The 18262-nt window shown below is 61.2% G+C and carries 12 protein-coding genes; 10 read left to right on the top strand and 2 right to left on the bottom strand.

The features are described 5' to 3' along the window. Positions 1–6 precede the first annotated feature (6 nt). The 5 genes from ACP_RS10960 to ACP_RS10940 all read left to right on the top strand — a co-directional run bounded on the left by ACP_RS10960 (position 7) and on the right by ACP_RS10940 (position 5830). Positions 7–1515, top strand: coding sequence for an aldehyde dehydrogenase family protein (locus ACP_RS10960; RefSeq protein WP_015897392.1), 1509 nt, complete (start codon positions 7–9; stop codon positions 1513–1515). Further along, positions 1512–3062, top strand: coding sequence for a phytoene desaturase family protein (locus tag ACP_RS10955; RefSeq protein WP_015897391.1), 1551 nt, complete (start codon positions 1512–1514; stop codon positions 3060–3062). The genes ACP_RS10960 and ACP_RS10955 overlap by 4 nt, the downstream gene beginning before the upstream one ends. After that, positions 3059–3844, top strand: a complete 786-nt coding sequence (locus ACP_RS10950; protein ID WP_015897390.1) for a lysophospholipid acyltransferase family protein — start codon at positions 3059–3061, stop codon at positions 3842–3844. Before ACP_RS10955 ends, ACP_RS10950 begins: the two co-directional genes overlap by 4 nt. Further along, positions 3799–4983 (top strand): glycosyltransferase family 2 protein, encoded by a 1185-nt coding sequence (locus ACP_RS10945; RefSeq protein ID WP_238525537.1) that lies wholly within the window; start codon positions 3799–3801, stop codon positions 4981–4983. The genes ACP_RS10950 and ACP_RS10945 overlap by 46 nt, the downstream gene beginning before the upstream one ends. A 94-nt stretch (positions 4984–5077) precedes the next feature. Further along, positions 5078–5830 (top strand): metallophosphoesterase family protein, encoded by a 753-nt coding sequence (locus ACP_RS10940; protein WP_015897388.1) that lies wholly within the window; start codon positions 5078–5080, stop codon positions 5828–5830. Positions 5831–6057: 227 nt separating this feature from the next. Here the strand turns inward: ACP_RS10940 and ACP_RS10935 are convergent, their stop codons facing one another. Next, a complete protein-coding gene (locus ACP_RS10935; protein WP_015897387.1) occupies positions 6058–8154 on the bottom strand; it encodes a M13 family metallopeptidase in 2097 nt (698 codons plus the stop codon). Positions 8155–8353: 199 nt separating this feature from the next. Then, on the bottom strand, positions 8354–8554 hold the full coding sequence (locus tag ACP_RS10930) for a cold-shock protein (protein ID WP_015897386.1): 201 nt from the start codon (positions 8552–8554) through the stop codon (positions 8354–8356). A gap of 313 nt (positions 8555–8867) precedes the next feature. Between ACP_RS10930 and ACP_RS10925 the strand changes: the two genes are divergently transcribed. From ACP_RS10925 to ACP_RS10905, 5 genes are all read left to right on the top strand, one after another. After that, positions 8868–10247 (top strand): pyridoxal phosphate-dependent decarboxylase family protein, encoded by a 1380-nt coding sequence (locus ACP_RS10925; protein ID WP_238525536.1) that lies wholly within the window; start codon positions 8868–8870, stop codon positions 10245–10247. 2 nt (positions 10248–10249) lie between these two features. Next, positions 10250–11410: a galactokinase gene (gene galK / locus ACP_RS10920; RefSeq protein WP_015897384.1), complete on the top strand. Its 1161-nt coding sequence runs from the start codon at positions 10250–10252 to the stop codon at positions 11408–11410. A gap of 274 nt (positions 11411–11684) precedes the next feature. After that, on the top strand, positions 11685–13454 hold the full coding sequence (glgP, locus tag ACP_RS10915; RefSeq protein ID WP_015897383.1) for an alpha-glucan family phosphorylase: 1770 nt from the start codon (positions 11685–11687) through the stop codon (positions 13452–13454). A 268-nt stretch (positions 13455–13722) separates the two neighbouring features. Continuing rightward, positions 13723–17031 (top strand): efflux RND transporter permease subunit, encoded by a 3309-nt coding sequence (locus tag ACP_RS10910; protein WP_015897382.1) that lies wholly within the window; start codon positions 13723–13725, stop codon positions 17029–17031. After that, positions 17028–18260: an efflux RND transporter periplasmic adaptor subunit gene (locus ACP_RS10905; protein ID WP_015897381.1), complete on the top strand. Its 1233-nt coding sequence runs from the start codon at positions 17028–17030 to the stop codon at positions 18258–18260. Before ACP_RS10910 ends, ACP_RS10905 begins: the two co-directional genes overlap by 4 nt. The last annotated feature ends 2 nt before the right edge of the window (positions 18261–18262 follow it).

Raw genomic sequence — 18262 nt, 5'->3', positions numbered from 1 at the left:
CCCATCATGCACGCCGCCGGCCATTCCGCACAGACGGCTGTCACAGAACGGCTGCTGGCCACCATGCGCTCGGCGCAGCAACGGTGGCGGCAAACGCCGGTGCGCTCGCGGCTGCGCGTGGTGCGAGCGCTGCGCCGCGAAATTGCCTCGGGCGCGGAGGATCTGGCGGCCACCGTTCCGCAGCATTTGCCGGGAGCGTTGCAGCGCAATCTTGCAGAGACGCTGACGGCGGAGGTTTTGCCGCTGGCCGAAGCATGCCGCTACCTGGAGGTTGCAGCGGAGCGGTTGCTGGCTCCACGACGCGAGTCTTCGCGCGGGCGTCCGGTATGGCTGTGGGGCAATGCGGTGGAGACGCATCGCCTGCCGCTCGGTGTGGTGCTGATTGTTGCGCCGGCGAATTACCCCCTGCTGCTGCCGGGCGTGCAGGCGCTGCAGGCGTTGGTGGCTGGCAATGCGGTGCTTTGGAAGCCGGCTCCTGAGACGGGCGCGCCGGCGCATGCGCTGCGAGCCATGCTGCTGGCGTGCGGACTGGAGGAACATCTGCTGCAGGTTTTGCCGGAGCGTCTTCACGAAGCGCAGGAGGCGATGCGGGCGGGCGTGGACAAGGTGTTTGTGACTGGCTCAGGGAAGACAGGACAAGCGGTGATGCACCAGCTTGCCGACAAGCAGACGCCCTCGGTGATGGAGCTGTCGGGCTGCGATGCGGTGTTTGTGCTGGAGGGCGCGGATGTAGAGCGCGCGGCCGATGCGGTGGCCTTTGGGCTGCGGCTGAATGGGTCCTGCACCTGCATGGCAACGCGGCGCGTGCTGGTAGCCGAAAGCGTGGCACCCGCATTGACGCAGGCGCTGGTGAAGCGCCTGGCAGAGATGCAGCCGGTGACCTTGCCCGCCGCGACGCGAGCACTCCTGCTCGATGCCGTGCAAGAGGCGACGCTGTTTGGCGCGAAGATGCTGATGGATGGGCTGCGCGATGCTGCGGCCAGCGGGGAGGGACTGCTTTGCGGCCCCACGCTGCTGGCCGAGGTGACGCCAGCGATGACGGTGGCGTGCATGGAGATTTTTGCGCCGGTGCTGAGCATTCTCACTTTTGGATCAGTGGAGACGGCTGTGCAGATGCATCGCGCCTGCCGCTATCAGCTCACCGCCGCCATCTTTGGACCGGAGCGCCATGGAATGACGCTGGCCGCGGATCTGGATTGCGGGACGGTGCTGCTGAATGATGTGATTGTGTCGACTGCGGACCCGCGCGTCTCTTTTGGCGGGCGCGGACAGAGTGGATTTGGCGTAACCCGCGGGCCGGAGGGTCTGCTGGAGATGACCGCCGTGCAAACGGTAATTTGTAACCGTGTGCGGAGCAATCTTGCCTACCGCCCGGTGAGCGGCGATGACGCCGCGCTCTTTGCCGCTTGGGCCAGGCTTTGCCACGGCGGCTGGAAGAACTGGCCCGCAAGCCTGAAGCAGCTCATCGCCGCCGGGCGCAAATGGAAACAGAACAGCGCAAGGAGAATTGCATGAACGTCGCAGTGATTGGATCAGGACTGGGAGGGCTGTCTGCCGCGGCCACACTCGCCGCGCGGGGCTACAAGGTCACCGTCTTTGAGAAGAACTCCTGGCTGGGCGGCAAGGCGGCCGTGCTGGCGGAAGATGGGTTCCGCTTTGATATGGGCCCGACGATTCTGCTGCGCCCATCGGTGCTGCGCCGCATCTTTGCGGAGGCGGGGCGCGACCTGGATGACTATGTGAAGATGGTGCGGCTGGATCCGCAGTGGCGCTGCTTTTTTGATGACGGGCTGGTACTGGATCTGAAGCACGACAATGCGGAGATGGCTGCCTCACTCGATGCGCTGCGGCCCGGCATGGGTGGAAGATTCCGCGAGTTCATGGAACTTTCAGAGCAACTGCATGCCATCTCGGACCGCTTCTTTTTCTGGCGTTCAGTGGGCTCGATGCGCGACACCTTTGAGATTGGCGGAGCGTTTCAGCTTTCAGTGCTGCGCGATGTGATGCGCATGCGGCTGGGGCAGACGGTGGGCGGCACGATCCGCGAGTTTATTCCGGACGGGCGCGTGGCACAGATGCTGGACCACTACACGCAGTATGTCGGCTCGTCGCCCGATGCGTCGCCGGCGATTCTTTGCGCGATCGGGCACATGCAGTCGGAGGAGGGCATCTGGTATCCGATGGGTGGCACGCGCGCCGTGCCGGAAGCGCTGACGCGGCTGGGGAGCGAGCTGGGCGTGGAGTACAGGACGTCCACCGAAGTGGAGCGGCTGGTGACGGCGAATGGCAAAGTCACCGGACTGGTGACGGCAGAGGGCGAAACATTTGCCTGCGACGCCGTGGTGTCGAACGAAGATGCGGTGCGCACGTATCGCGAGCTGCTCGGCGGCAAGGTGGCCGAGAAGTTTAATCGCCAGCGCGAGTATGAGCCGGCGTGCTCGGGCGTGGTGCTCTACCTGGGCCTGAACAAGCGCTATGAGCACCTGGCGCATCATGACTTTGTGTTTTCGCGCGATCCGCATGAGGAGTTTCATCACATCTATGACCTGGGCGTGCCTGCGCCGGACCCAACCTGCTACCTGGCCTCGACCACGGGCACAGAGGCGGCGACAGCTCCTGCTGGGGGCGATGCGCTTTACATTCTGGTACACGCGCCGTATCTGCGGCCCGGGCAGGACTGGTCAAAGATGCTGCCCGAGTACCGGCAGGTGATCTTGAACAAGCTGAAGCGCACGGCCGGCCTGACCGATATTGAAGATCGCATTGTGTTTGAGCGGGCGCTGACGCCCGAGGATATTCACAACCGCTACAAGGTGCTGAATGGCGCGATTTATGGCATCGCCAGCCACGGACGCTGGAATGGGGCCTTCAAACCGGCGAACGCGAGCCGCCTGATGGATGGACTTTTCCTGGCGGGCGGCGCGGCGCATCCGGGGCCGGGCATGCCGATGGTGATGATGTCTGGCTGGATTGCTGCCGACGCCGTAGACCGGCGCTATCGCGGCAAGGATGCAGCGGACATGGCGCGGCGCAAGGCCGAGGAGATGCTGACGCCCGCATGAAGAGCGCCCGGCGCAGTGTGCTGCCGCGCCCCTCGCGAGCCATGCTCGCGTGGTTCCGGCTCTACCTGCGCTGGTATGTACCGAGGCATTTTCGCGCCGTGCGGCTGGCCCATGCGGCGCGCTTTGAGCAGGCTGCAGAAGAGGAGAACGGCGCGCTGGTGGTGGCGCTGAATCATCCCTCCTGGTGGGACCCGCTGACCTGCATGATCGTGGCGCATGCTCTGCTGCCCGAGCACGATCACTACGGTCCCATGGATGCCGTGGAAGCGGAGCGCTACAGCGTTCTGCGCCGTATGGGATTATTTCCAGTGGAGCAGCATTCGCCGCGTGGTGCGGCGCAGTTTCTGCATGCCAGCCAGCAGATCTTTTCGCGGCCCCGCTCGGTGCTGTGGATGACTCCGCAAGGTGCGTTCACGGATGTGAGGCCGCGGCCGCTCATGTTTCGCGCGGGATTGAGCGTGCTGGCGGCGCGGCTGCCGCGCGTGACGGTGCTTCCTCTGGCGGTGGAGTATACCTTCTGGAATGAACGGCTACCGGAGGTGCTGGTGAACTGCGGCGCGCCCGAAATTTTTCCCGCGACGGACGAATCGAGAGCAGTGGAGAGCGTGAATGCGCGTCTGGCCGGCGCGCTGACGGCTGCATCCGATGAGCTGATGCAGATGTCTGCCGCGCGCGATGCTGCGGGGTTTGAGACTATTCTCGAAGGAGGGCGCGGGATGGGGAGTGTGTATTCTTTGTGGCAGTCGTTGGCGCATGGACGTGGCAGGAACCGCCAGCCATGATGTGGATTGCTCTGGCCGCGCTGGTATGCGCGCTGCTGCCCTGCCTGCTGTTTCTGTGCAATCTGCTGTATTTCGCCGAGCCTCCGCAGCCGGATGCCGATGACGGCAGGCCGAAGATTTCCGTGCTGATTCCGGCGCGCAATGAAGAATTGTCGATTGGCGCGGCCGTGGAAAGCGTGTTGCGATCGACCGGCGTGGATCTGGAATTGATTGTGCTGGACGATGCCTCGACCGACGGCACGGCGGATGTGGTACGTGCCCATGCGCGCAAGGACGCACGCTTGCGGCTGGCGACGGCTCCCCCATTGCCCGAGGGCTGGAATGGCAAGCAGCATGCCTGCTATGTGCTGGGCGGGCTGGCGCGCTATGAGCTGCTTTGCTTTCTGGATGCGGATGTGCGGCTCGCGCCGCGAGCGCTGGCGCGGATGGTGGCCTTTCAGCGCAAGTCCGGCGCGGCGCTGGTGAGTGGCTTTCCCCGCCAGGAAACCAAGACCCTTTTGGAATGGCTGCTGCTGCCGCTGATTCACTTTGTGCTGCTGGGATTTTTACCGCTGGCGATGATGCGCCGGTATGCGACTTCGCCGGGCTTTGCGGCGGGCTGCGGTCAGTTCATGTTGACGGACCGGCATGCCTACCTGCGTAGCTGCGGGCATTCGGCGATTCGGACCACGATGCACGATGGTCTGCTGCTGCCGCAGCGCTACCGTAGCGTGGGGCTGCGCACCGATCTGGCGGATTTGACGCATCTGGCGACGTGCCGGATGTATCGCAGCGCCCCCGAGGTGTGGCGCGGACTGGGCAAGAACGCCACGGAGGGATTGGCTGCGCCCGCGCGCATTGGCCCCTTCACGCTGCTGCTGGGGCTGGGGCAGGTGTTGCCCTTGCCGCTGCTGGTGTGGATGCTGTGGAACGGGGCCGGGGCGATGCACTCGCTGCCGGCTGCCTGCGCAGCGGCCGCCGTCGCTGCCGGATATCTGCCGCGCGTGGTGGCCTCATGGCGTTACCAGCAGTCGTGGCGGAGCGTGCTGCTGCATCCGCTGGGGATTGCGGTGCTGCTGGTGCTGCAATGGGTCTCGCTGATGCGCAAGCTGCTCGGCGTGCAGGCCACATGGAAGGAGCGGGCGTACAGTGCGGGCTGAGGGCAAGCGGACACCTGAGATGGAATGATGCGCGGGAAGTATTCCGGGGCTTGGAATGCCGGTGGGTTGCCGTTAGAGTGGGAATTGGGTCCTCATGCGCGCGCTGATTCTCTCGGACATTCATTCCAATCTTGAGGCGCTGACCGCCGTGATGGCGGCGGCGCCCGAGCATGATTGCGTCTGGAATCTGGGAGACGTGGTGGGTTACGGGGCGAATCCCAACGAAGTGATTGACCGCGCGCGGCAGTTTGGCAATGTGTTTGTGCGCGGCAATCATGACCGCGCCTGCTGCGGATTGTCGGATCTCGAGGACTTCAATCCCATTGCCAGCCGCGCCGCACGATGGACGCGGGCTGTGCTGACGGAAGAGCACACGCAATGGCTGCGGCAAATGGCGGCCGGGCCGATTCATCCTGATGGGCCAGCCGTAAGCTGTGTGCATGGCTCGCTGCTCGATGAAGACCAGTATGTGCTGACGGTGCGGGATGCGTGGCAGCCGCTGTGCCAGGCGGAGACGCGGCTCAACTTCTTTGGCCACACGCATGTGCAGGGCGGATTTGCCACCAACGGGCATGAGTGGTTCCGGCTGACGCCGCAGTATGGGTCACGCGACCGGGGCGAGTGCTACCAACTGGTGCTGCGCGATGGGGCGCGTTATCTGCTGAATCCCGGCTCGGTGGGACAGCCGCGCGATGGGGACTGGCGCGCGGCGTTTGCGACTTATGACGATGCCGAGGGAATCGTGATGTTTTATCGCGTGCCCTACGATGTGCGGCTGGCGCAGATGCGGATTCTCGGGGCGGGCCTGCCGGACCGGCTGGCGACGCGGCTGCGCGAAGGCCGGTGAGAGGTTTCAGAAGAGGGACGCGAGACGCGTCCCTCTCAGACGGCTGACAAAGTTGAATTGGAGCAGAACAAACATCGCGCAGGGGCTAAAGCCCGCTGATTTCATTGAGCTTGATCGGCATGACTGAAGTCATGCCCTGTTACAAAACGATTGCTGCATAGGTTTGTCACCAACGTGAGAAGAGGGACGCATTTCGCGTCCCTCTTTTTTTGGGTGATTGGGTGCAACTACCAGACGCTGCACTTCTTGGCCGCGTCCATGGGCTGGCCCACGTGGCAACTGAAGGCTTTGTCAAACTGCGGCATGTTGTCGAGCACACCCTTGACGCGAATGGCGTCGGGAGCGTGCGGGTCCGATTGAATGAGCATGCGCGTCATCTGCGGGCGCATGTTGGAGCACCAGTTCTGCGCAAACGCGATGAAGAACTGCTGCTCCGGCGTGTACTTGGCTGCCATGCCTGTGGCAGCAGGGCCCGAGATGTGGCCGCCATCCATGGCCTGACGCGCCATGAGGGCCATCAAAGCCAGGTGAACACCGCCGTTGTCGGCCGTGTCTTCGCCCAGCGTGAGCTTGCCGTTGACGTGCAGGCCTGCGTCAGTGAAGCTGCTGTACTCGTTGGCGATGCAGGCGGTGCGCTCGTTGAAGTTCTTCTTGTCCTGCGGCGTCCACCAGTCGTCGAGGTTGCCCTTGCCGTCAAACTGCGAACCCTGGTCATCAAAGCCATGCGTGAGCTCGTGACCCACGACGGCGCCGATGTGGCCGTAGTTGACCGCGGCCGGCTCGTTCTTGTCATAGAACGGAGGCTGCAGAATGCCAGCCGGGAAGTTGATGGTGTTCTGGCTGGGATCGTAATAGGCATTGACGGTGGGCGGCGTCATGAACCACTCGTTGCGGTCCACGGGCTTGCCGATCTTGTTGAGCTGATAGGCGCTCTCGAAGACACGGGCACGCATGGAGTTGCCGAGCGCATCATCCGGCTTGATGGTGAGCTTGGCATAGCTGCGCCACTTGTTGGGATAACCGATCTTGTCGGCGATCATGTGCAGCTTCTGAAGAGCCTTCTGCTTGGTGGCGGCGCTCATCCAGTCGCTCTGCTCAATGTCTTTGCCCATGGCGGCTTCGATGCCGTGGACCATGGTCAGAGCTTCCTTCTTCTGGCTGGGCGTGAAGTACTTCGCCACGTACAACTGGCCAAGAGCATCGCCCAGCGCGCTGTCGGTCGAGTTCACGCAGCGCTTCCAGCGAGGCTGCTGCTGCGGAGTTCCCGTGAGGTCACGGCCGTAGAAAGCAAAGTTTTCCTGATCGAACTGCTCGGGCAGCCGCGAGGCGTAAGAGTCGGCCAGGTGGAAGCGCAGGTAGTTCTTGATGGTGGAAAGCGGCGTGTCCTGAATGGTCTTGTTCAGCGCGGTGAAGAAGCCGGGGACCGCAACGTTGAGCGAGGAGACAGGGGGCGCGCCGATGGCCTTGAGGAACTCGGGCATGTTGAGCACGGGCACGGTCGGGGCAAAGGCCTTGACGGTCTCGATGTGGTAGGTCTTGTGCGGATCGCGGCGCTCGACAATGCCCATCGAGGACTGGGCCAGATTAGTCTCGAGTTGCATGATGTTTTTGGCTTCGGACTGCGCCTGGGCGTCTGAGTCGCCGAGCAGGTGCAGAACGTTGGCGATGTGCTGGACGTACTGCTCACGGAGCTTTACGCTGCGCGCATCTTTGCGGAAGTAATAGCCGCGGTTGGGCAGGCCGAGGCCGCCCTGATCGATGACCGCAATCTCTTTGCTGGCGTCCTTCAGGTCCTGCTGGGAGCCGAAGTTGACGAAGGCGGTGACGTCCTGGTTGTTCAGGTCAGCGAGCAGCGCGGGCAACTGCTTCTTGCTGGTCAGATCATTGATGCGATCCAGCATGGGCTTGAGCGGCGCGGTGCCGTCTTTATTGATCTGCGAGGTGTCCATGCAGGCCTGGTAATAGTCGCCGATCTTCTGCTGGTTGGCGCTGCGGTTGGGCCCGGCATGCGCAGCCTGCACGACGAGGCGGTGCAGGGCGGCCGTGTTGAACTCGTAGAGCGAGACGAACTGGTCGTACTCCGGCAGGTCGTTCGGGATGGGGTGCAGCTTGGCGTAGTTGCCGCAGGCGAACTGGTAGAAGTTGTCGCAGGGGTTGGCCGAGGTGTCCATGGCGCTGGCATCAAAGCCGGGAATCACTTTCGGAACGGCTACGGATTTGGGTTTGGCAGTGGGAGCCTTCTGCGCCACGGCCGTCACGGTCAGGCCGAGAGTCGCAGCGAGCCCGGCGGCAGCCAGGGCCGCCTTGTATCGCATGAGTTGCATTGGTCCTCCTTGGAAATAAGCTTCGAGCGGGAAAAAGCATCATACGCGATTACGGGCCGAAATGTTCCGGAAGCGTGATTTTTCAACGGGACCAAAAGCGCCGGGGCCGGCGGGGAAAAGCTGGGATCTATCGCCCAAAATGCAAAGGAAGCAAGCCGAAGCCCGCTTCCTTTGTTGTTTCTTGTAATTTGTTTGCGTCTTACAGAGGCTGAACGTCTGCTGCCTGCCAGCCCTTTGGCCCCTTAACGACGTTGAACTGCACGGCCTGACCTTCTTGCAGACTACGGAAGCCATTCGAGCTGATGGCCGAGTAGTGCACGAAGACATCTTCGCCATTCTGGCGCGAGATGAAGCCGAAGCCCTTCGCGTCGTTAAACCACTTCACAGTACCTTGTTCCATTGTTGCTTTTTCCTGGAATGAATTGCGCTGGAGTGAATCGGAGCCTCACTGGCAGAAACTTGCACAACTACTGGGCGAGAACTGCTTTTGCCCGGTTCGGTTCTAACGCACGCCCAGTCTAGCAGAGTTTTGCAAATCAGTTGAGGACGTTCGGTGTCAATAGTAACGGTTCAATAAAAAGTAACAATCGAGGTCCGTCTCCAGTCACCTTTCTATTATCTGAGAACAAATGAGGCGTCCGGGGCCGGAAAGCCACCGGAATGGTTGATTGAGACCATCGTGCGGCGCGCCAGAAGCCAGTATGCTGAGTGCGATGGCCTTTCCTTTGCTCGACCCCATGCCGGACGCTGTTGTCCGAGCCCTGGAGCTGCTCTCCGCAGGCTTTGACCTGCCATCAGGACCGGAGACTCCGCTGCCGGGCCGGGAGAGAGCGGCTGCCGCTTTAGCCGCCGCTGTCGAGCGCATGCGGGACAACTATCCCTACTTTCATCCTTTATACGCCGGGCAGATGCTGAAGCCGCCGCATCCGGTAGCCCGCGCCGCCTACGCCATGGCAATGGCCGTGAACCCGAATAACCACGCCCTCGATGGGGGCCGCGCCAGCTCGGCCATGGAGATAGAGGCTGTGCGCGAAATTGCCGGAATGTTCGGATGGCGGGAGTTTCTGGGCCATCTGACCAGCGGAGGCACCTTTGCCAACCTGGAGGCGCTGTGGGTGGCTGGGCAGATTTTGCCCGGCAAGCATGTGGTGGCTTCGGCGCAGGCGCACTACACGCACCAGCGCATCAGCTCGGTACTGAAGCTGCCGTTTGCGGCGATTCCGGCGGATCGATGGGGGCGAATGAATATGGAGGCCCTCGCCAGCCGTGTGGCGGAAGGCGATGTCGGCACGGTGGTGGTGACGCTGGGGACGACCGGGCTGGGAGCAGTGGATCCGCTGCCGGAAGTGCTGGCGCTGCGGGAGCAATACGGGTTTCGCATACACGTGGATGCGGCCTATGGAGGCTATTTCAAGCTGGCGGGCAATCTGGCCGCTGAGGCACGCCGCGCTTATGAACGAATCGCGGAGGCCGACTCGATTGTGGTGGACCCGCATAAACACGGCCTGCAGCCGTATGGGTGCGGATGCGTGCTCTTCCGCGATCCGGCGGTGGGACGCTTTTATAAGCATGACTCGCCTTATACCTATTTCACCTCGGGCGAGTTGCACCTGGGGGAGATCAGCCTGGAGTGTTCGCGTGCGGGTGCGTCAGCCGTGGCCCTGTGGGCAACGCAACAGGCTCTGCCGCTGGTGACGGGCGGGGAGTTTGCGCAGGGGCTGGAGGCCAGCCGGAAAGCGGCGCTGCTCCTGCATGAGCGGCTGGCAGGGAGTCCTGACTGCCTGGCGCCGATGGAACCTGAACTGGACATTGTGGTGTGGGCGGTGCGGGGAGAGAGCGTGGAAGAGTCCTCTGCGCGGGCGCAGGCTGTTTTTGACGAAGCTGCGGCGCGGGATCTGCATCTGGCGCTGGTGCAGATGCCGGCATCGCTGTTTGCGGCCGGCGCCTGGCGAGACGCTCAAGAGAATGCCACCGTGACCTGCCTACGGTCTGTGCTGATGAAGCCAGAGCATCTTGTCTGGATGGATGAAATATGGAATCGCGTGAAAGACGCCACGCACGCGGCACTGGCGAAAGTGAAAGAAGAACGATAGAAATGACGATGATGGATAAGCACACCCTGGCTGCAGGACACACAAAGCATTTTGGCGAGGAACCAACAGCACTGTTTGTTGCGCCGGGCCGCGTCAACCTGATTGGCGAGCATACCGATTATGCGGAAGGATTCGTTTTTCCGGCGGCGATTGACCTGGAGACGACTGTGGCCATTTCGCCACGCAAGGACGGCCGCGTCGTGCTGTATTCGCAGAACTTTAATGTGGAGGCCTCGTTCGATGCCGCTGCGGTTCCGCCCCACGGCACCGGGCAATGGCATGACTACCCCATGGGAGTGCACGCGGTCCTGAGTCAGATGGGCATCCGGGTTCCGGCGTTTTCGATGACGATTGCCGGCAATGTGCCGCTGGGCGCGGGCCTGAGTTCCTCGGCGTCCATTGAGGTGGCCTCCGCACTGGCCATGCTGCATATGGCCGGGAAGCGCCTCAGCGGCCCCGAAGTGGCGCGCCTGAGCCAGCGGGCCGAGAACGAGTACGTGGGCGCGCCCTGCGGCATCATGGATCAATTTGTTTCCGCATGCGGAGCCGCAGACCACGCGCTGCTGCTGGACTGCCGCAGCCTTGAGTACCGTCTGGCTCCTCTGCCGCACGACATCAGCCTGGTCATCATCAACAGCATGGTGAAGCACTCGCATGCGGATGGCGCTTACAAGGTTCGCCGCGCCGAAGTGGCGGAGGGCACGGCCGTTCTGCATAATCTGCGTCCGGAAATTCATGCGCTGCGCGACGCCAGCGTCCACGACCTGGAAAAAGCCCGGCCCCAGATGCGGGACAATGTATATCGCCGCTGCCGGCACATCATCACGGAGAACTCCCGCACCGTGGCTGCCGCCGCCGCGCTCGACGCAGGGAATCTCAAGGAGATGGGGCGGCTGATGGCGGAGGCACATGCCAGCTATCGTGATGATTTTGAAGCCAGTTGCCCTGAGGCCGACCTGCTGGTGAAGCTGGCGCACGAGCATGCAGACTGCATTGGAAGCCGACTGACCGGAGGAGGGTTTGGCGGTTGCACAGTGAATCTGGTGCCGGTTCATGCAGCGGAGGCCTTTGCTCAACGCCTGAAAGAAGGCTATTTGTCCGCCACCGGCATCCAAGCGGACATCTATCTCTGCAAAGCTGCCGCAGGCGCTCGCCAAGTTTAGTGGTTTGCTGCAACATGGAACTGGCAGGAGTTTTCACGATTTCCTCGTGGAGGCCAGTGGTAAAACGTGGAGCAGTGGCTCCCGTGGTGCTTCCGACCTTCCCCCCGCCGGAGCAAACTCAGGGAACGGCAGAGGGATACCTTCACAGCCCGGAATACCGGACGGCTGGGGATTGCGTATTGTGTGTTCTTTTTCCCGGGCCCAAAACCAACGAATGCCCCGGAACCGGCCATCTTGAGGCTCTGGCCCGGGTTTTAGGAGATGTTTAGCCTTCATGACCGAAACCAATCGTTCCCATCTCTCTGCGCTCGCCCGCTCTGCCGAAGACGGCATGGTTGCGTATTTTTCCATGGAAATTGCCATTCGCCCGGATATGCCGACGTATAGCGGAGGCCTGGGTGTTCTGGCCGGCGATACGTTACGGTCTGCCGCCGATCTGGGATTGCGCATGGTAGCAACCACGCTCGTTCATCGCAAAGGGTACTTTCAGCAGCATCTGGATGGCGAAGGAAATCAGACGGATTCGTCTCAGCCCTGGTCTCCCGAAGAAAAGCTGGTTGCGGAAGAACCCATCGTCACGGTGACAGTGGAAGGGCGGTCCGTAGCGATTCGCGCCTGGCGGTTTGACGTTCACGGGGTGACCGGGCACACAGTACCCATCTACATGCTCGACACGGATCTCGAACAGAATGACCCGGAAGACCGCAACCTGACCGACCAGCTCTACGGCGGAGACGGAAACTATCGTCTGCGTCAGGAAACCGTGCTGGGGCTGGGCGGACCGAAGATGCTGGCGGCGCTCGGATATGATCCGGCGGTTTATCACATGAATGAAGGTCATGCCGCTCTGCTGACCGTCGCCGTGCTGGAGCAGCACCTGGAAGGCCGCACTCTCGCGACTGCCACGGAGCGGGACTTTGCCGCAGTGCGCGAGCGCTGCGTCTTCACGACGCACACACCGGTGCCGGCCGGCCATGACCGCTTCTCGATGGAGCAGGCGCACCGCATTCTGGGCGAAGAGTGCGCCACCCTGCTGGAGCGCGCCGGAGCATGCCATGACGGCCTGTTGAATATGACTTACATTGCGCTGCGCTTCTCGCGTTTTGTGAATGGCGTGGCGATGCAGCATGGCAAGGTTTCGCGTGCGATGTTTCCGGATTACAAGATCACCGCCATCACCAATGGCGTGCATGCGGCGACCTGGACCTCGGCGGCTTTTCAGGCCGTGTTTGACCGGCACATGCCGCGCTGGCGGCAGGACAACGTGACGCTGCGGTATGCCATTGATATTCCAGAAAATGAAGTGGCGGAGGCTCACGGCGCCGGCAAGAAGCTGCTGATGGACGCGGTGCGCGAGCTGGCCGGCACCGAGCTGCGCAAAGATGTCTTCACGATCGGCTTTGCGCGCCGCGCGGCCACTTACAAGCGCGCAGATCTGTTCTTTCATGATCCCGAGCGGCTGGTGAAGATGGCCGAGCAGTTTGGCGGCCTGCAGATTCTTTACAGCGGCAAGGCTCATCCGGCCGATCAGCCGGGCAAAGCCAAGATCAAGCACGTGATTGAGCTGGCGCATGAGTACAGCTCAGACAAGCTGAAGATCGTTTATCTGGAGAACTATGCATGGAAGCTCGGGGCACTGCTGACCGGCGGCGTGGACCTGTGGCTGAACACTCCGAAGCGCCCCTATGAGGCCTCGGGAACCAGTGGCATGAAGGCTGCGCTGAATGGTGTGCCGAGCCTCAGCATTCTGGATGGCTGGTGGATTGAAGGCTGGATTGAAGGTGTGACCGGATGGGCGATTGAAGATCGCGAAGATGAAGCCGGGGAAGCGGCCTCGCTCTATGAACATCTGGAGCAGACCATTTTGCCACTTTACTACCAGCGGCCCGAGCAGTGGCAGCAGATCATGCGCTCGGCGATCGCGCTGAATGGCTCCTTCTTTAACACGCAGCGCATGATCGAGCAGTACATTGTGAATGCGTATTACCCGGAATCGCTGGTGGACTGCTCCGCCGAGACGCTGGAACCGATTCTGAGCAAGTAGCGACTTGCCGGGAATGCCTCCTGACAACAACGGCCACGCCAAGCGGCGTGGCTGTTGTTGTCTCGGCTGGCTGGCGAGTCTTTCCGGCGGTCTGGATCGTCTACTGATACTTCCAACATCCCTTTGGCATTAAGCTAGAGGGCAGCCACTGCCGCAGGAAGAGTCATTCCGTCGGGTTTGCTTCGCGGCGAAACCATAGCCGACGTGCGGGCAGCCGCCGTATCAAAACCAGAATGTCCTGCTGCCTCGACGGGAGTCTTAGACCGTTATGTGGATTGTTCGCCTTGCGCTGCGCAGGCCCTATACCTTTGCTGTATTCGCACTGCTGCTGCTGATTCTTGGGCCGATTGCGATTCTGCGCATGCCCGTGGATATTTTTCCGAATATCAATATCCCCGTGGTTTCCATCATCTGGGAGTATCCGGGGTTCTCGCCGGAACAGATGGCCAACCGCATTGTGTCCGTCACTGAGCGGGCGCTGACGACGACGGTCAACGACATCAACCATATCGAATCGACCTCGCTGGATGGCATTGCGGTGGTGAAGGTCTACTTTCAGCCGAATGTGCAAATTGCGCAGGCAGTAGCGCAGATCACGGCCATCAGCCAGACGCAGATCAAGCATCTGCCCTCGGGGACGACGCCGCCGCTGATTATTCAGTACAACGCATCGAGTGTGCCGGTGATTCAGGTCGGCCTGTCGGGCAAGGGAATGTCAGAACAGAAGCTCGGCGACCTGGCCATGAATTTTGTGAGGACGCAACTGGTCACAGTTCCTGGCGCTGGCGTGCCTTATCCCTATGGCGGAAAATTGCGCCAGGTGCAGGTGGATCTCAACTTGCCGGCGCTTCAATCGAAGGGGCTCACGCCTGCGGATGTGGTCAACACCATCGCGGCACAGAATTTGATTCTGCCCAGCGGAACGATCAAGATCGGGCCGCTTGAATATCAGATCGATACGAATAGCGCACCAGCCACGATCGCCGCGTTGAATAACCTGCCCATCCGCAGCGTGAACGGGGCGATGGTGTACATCCATGACGTGGCGCATGTGCGCGACGGGTCGCCGCCGCAGACCAACATTGTGCGCGTGGATGGGCAGCGGTCTTCTCTGCTGTCTGTGATCAAGACTGGCGATGCTTCCACACTCGACATCATCAATGGAGTGAAGAAGAAGCTGGCCCAATTGAAGTCGCAGCTTCCGCCAAACCTGAAAATCACGCCGCTCGCCGATCAATCAGTGTTTGTGAAGGCGTCGATCGACGGCGTGGTGCGCGAGGGCGTGATTGCCGCCTGCCTGACGGCACTGATGATTCTGCTGTTTCTCGGCAGCCTGCGCAGCACGCTGATCATTGCGGTGTCGATTCCTCTGGCGATTCTTGCGTCGCTTCTGGCGCTGAGCGCGCTTGGGCAGTCCATCAACATCATGACGCTGGGAGGGCTGGCGCTGGCCGTCGGCATTCTGGTGGATGATGCGACGGTGGAAGTAGAGAACATCAATCGCAACCTGGAACAGGGCAAGCCGATTGAGCAAGCGATTCTCGACGGCGCCTCGCAGATTGCGGTGCCGGCGCTGGTATCGACCATCTCGATCTGCATCGTCTTTGTACCGATGTTTTTTCTGACCGGCGTAGCGCGATACCTGTTTGTGCCGCTTGCAGAGGCGGTGGTTTTCGCCATGGCTGCCTCGTATCTGCTCTCGCGCACGGTGGTGCCGACTATGGCGCGTTATCTGTTGCGAGAGCACGACGATGAAGAAGCGGCGCGCCGCCAGCGCAGCCGAAATCCATTCACTCGCTTCTATCTCTGGTTCGATGACCGCTTTGAGCGCCTGCGCGGCGTGTATTACGCGATTCTCTCGCTTTGCATTCGGAATGCCGCGGTGTTTTTGTCACTGTTTCTGATCTTTATGATCGGGTCCGCAGTGTTGCTTTTTCCGTTTCTGGGGCAGGACTTCTTTCCTACCGTCGATGCGGGGCAATTCAAGCTGCATGTACGGGCCCGCACCGGCACCCGCATTGAAGATACCGCCGCGCTGTGCGACCGCATTGATCACGCTATTCGGCGAGTGATTCCCAGCGATCAACTGGTCACCATCATCGACAATATTGGCCTTCCGATCAGCGGCATTAATACGTCATACTCCAACTCCGCACCCGTGGGGCCGAACGATGCCGACATTCAGGTGGTGCTTACGCAAAAGCATCGTCCCACGCAGCAGTACATCGACATTCTGCGCAAGAAGCTCAAATATGAATTTCCCGGAGTTACCTTTTACACGCTGCCCGTGGATATGGTGACGCAGATTCTGAACTTCGGATTACCGGCCCCGATTGATGTGCAGATTGTTGGCCCCCACCTCTACGCCAACCGAAGATTTGCCGAGCAGTTGCTGAACAAGCTCAAGACGGTGCCGGGCACGGTGGATATGCGCATTCAGCAGCCCTTTGATGAGCCGCGCCTGTTCGTGAATGTTGACCGCACCAAGGCGAATGAGATGGGCCTGACGCAGCGCGACATTGCGCAAAGCCTGCTGGTGGCGACAAGCGGCAGCTTCCAGACCTCTCCGGCCTTCTGGCTCGACCCTAGGAATGGAGTGAGCTACGAGATTGCCGTGCAATCGCCACAGTATGATCTGGACACGCTGCAGGAGCTGCGCAACATTCCGGTTCGCGCAGGCAGCGGCAGTGGATCGGTCCCGGCAACCACTTCGCCCTCACTACAATCAATCACCGGCGCCGGGATGCAACTGCCCGCCGCCAATGCGCCGATGGGCGGCGTGCCGGTTCAGATCCTCGGCAACGTGGCGAGCATTCAGCAGGGCGACGAGATGGGCACCGTGAACCACTACAACATCACGCCGGTGATCGATGTCTATGGCAATATCGAGGGAACTGACCTGCGTACTGTCAGCAATGCCATCAACAGGATCATTGCGCAGCAAAAGCATCTGCTGCCACGCGGCTCGCGCATTGTGGTACGCGGCCAGGTGCGGACGATGAATGCCTCCTTCCGCGGGCTCTATGCCGGGCTGCTCTTTTCCATCCTGCTGGTGTACCTGCTCATTGTGATCAACTTTCAGAGCTGGCTTGATCCTTTCATCATCGTCTCGGCATTGCCGGCCGCGCTCTGTGGCATTGTATGGATGCTCTTCCTCACGCACACGCATGTCAGCGTGCCTGCATTGACGGGCTCCATTATGTGCATGGGCGTGGCGACGGCAAACTCGATCCTGGTCGTTTCCTTTGCACGCGAACAGTTGGAGCAGACGGTGGGAGACTCTGCGTTATCCGCATTGAATGCGGGATTCACGCGCTTTCGGCCGGTCATCATGACAGCGCTCGCCATGATTATCGGCATGCTGCCCATGGCCCTGGGCATGGGTGAAGGCGGAGAGCAGAATGCACCGCTGGGCCGCGCCGTGATCGGCGGACTGATCTTCGCAACGGTTTCCACCCTCTTCTTTGTGCCTACCTTTTTCAGTGCTGTGCATGGCCGCATCGAACGCCGCCGCAGAGAACGCGCCGCTTATCGACACACGCACACCCCCCAGCCTCTGGAGAACTCTGCCTCATGAGTGACCATATGCCATTGCCAAACGCGCCTGAAGGCGAAACCCACCCCGGCCATGAAGCGAGCCGGGACATGGGACCACGTCATGCTCCACCGAAGATTTCAGGCCGCGCTGCCATGCTCGGAGTTGTGGTGCTGCTGGTGGTTGCTGCCATTTTGGCGCTAGCTGGAATCTTGCCGCGCGAACACGCGAAGCATGTGCTGGCGGAGCAAACAATCACAAATGCAGAGCCGGTCGTGCAGGTGGCGCGCCCGCAAATGGGCGCGCCCAGCGAAGACCTCGTGCTGCCGGGCAATGTGTATGCGTGGGAAGACTCGCCCATCTATGCCCGCACCAGCGGCTACCTGACGAAGTGGTACTTTGACATCGGCTCTCATGTGCGGAAGGGTCAACTGCTTGCCACCATCGCTAGCCCGGAAGTGGACCAGGAGCTCTTCCAGGCCAAAGCAGACCTTGCCACCGCCGAAGCCAATGCCGCCAATGCCGCGGTGCAGGCGAAGAGATATGTGGCGCTCCTAAAGCAGAACGCCGTCTCAGCTCAGGATCGCGATACCTTTGTGACCCAGCAGGAGTCCACGCGCACGCAGGTAAACTCTGCCAAGGCCAACGTCGATCGGTTGGAGCAGATGGTGGGCTTTGAGAAGATTTATGCGCCCTTCAGCGGAACCATTACCGCGCGTGACGTCGATACGGGAACGCTGATTCAGAACGGGACGGCGCAAGAGCTCTTCCACATTGCGGACGAACACGTGCTGCGCGTGTATGTGAATGTTCCCCAGGTGGATTCACTGGCCTGCGTGCCGGGCGTGTTGGCTCATCTTACCTTCAGCGAGTTTCCAAATCGCACATTCACTGGAAGAATCGTTCGCACGTCAAAGTCGATTGATCCAACCACGCGCACACTGCTGGTCGAGGTGGATGTTGATAACCGCAAGGGTGAGCTATACCCCGGCATGTTTACGCAGGTGCATTTCAACCTGCAGGTGAAGCACCCAACGCTCATTTTGCCGGCATCGTCTCTGATCTTTCAGCAGCATGGCTTGCAGGTGGCGATCGTACGGAACGGAAAAATCCAGTTGATACCCATTACGATTGGCCAGAATGACGGCCGCGTGGTGCAGGTGCTCAGCGGCCTCAACGCGCAGGATGAAGTGCTGCAGAATCCGCCGGACTCGCTGATTGATGGCGAAGCCGTGCAGACCGTGACGCACGCCTCAGAGGCCAGGAGCTGACG

Origin of the sequence: Acidobacterium capsulatum ATCC 51196, from assembly GCF_000022565.1 — a bacterium.
Taxonomy (GTDB): Bacteria; Acidobacteriota; Terriglobia; order Terriglobales; family Acidobacteriaceae; genus Acidobacterium; species Acidobacterium capsulatum.
Note: the sequence above shows the minus strand (reverse complement) of the source record. Positions and strands in the feature narration are given on the sequence as shown.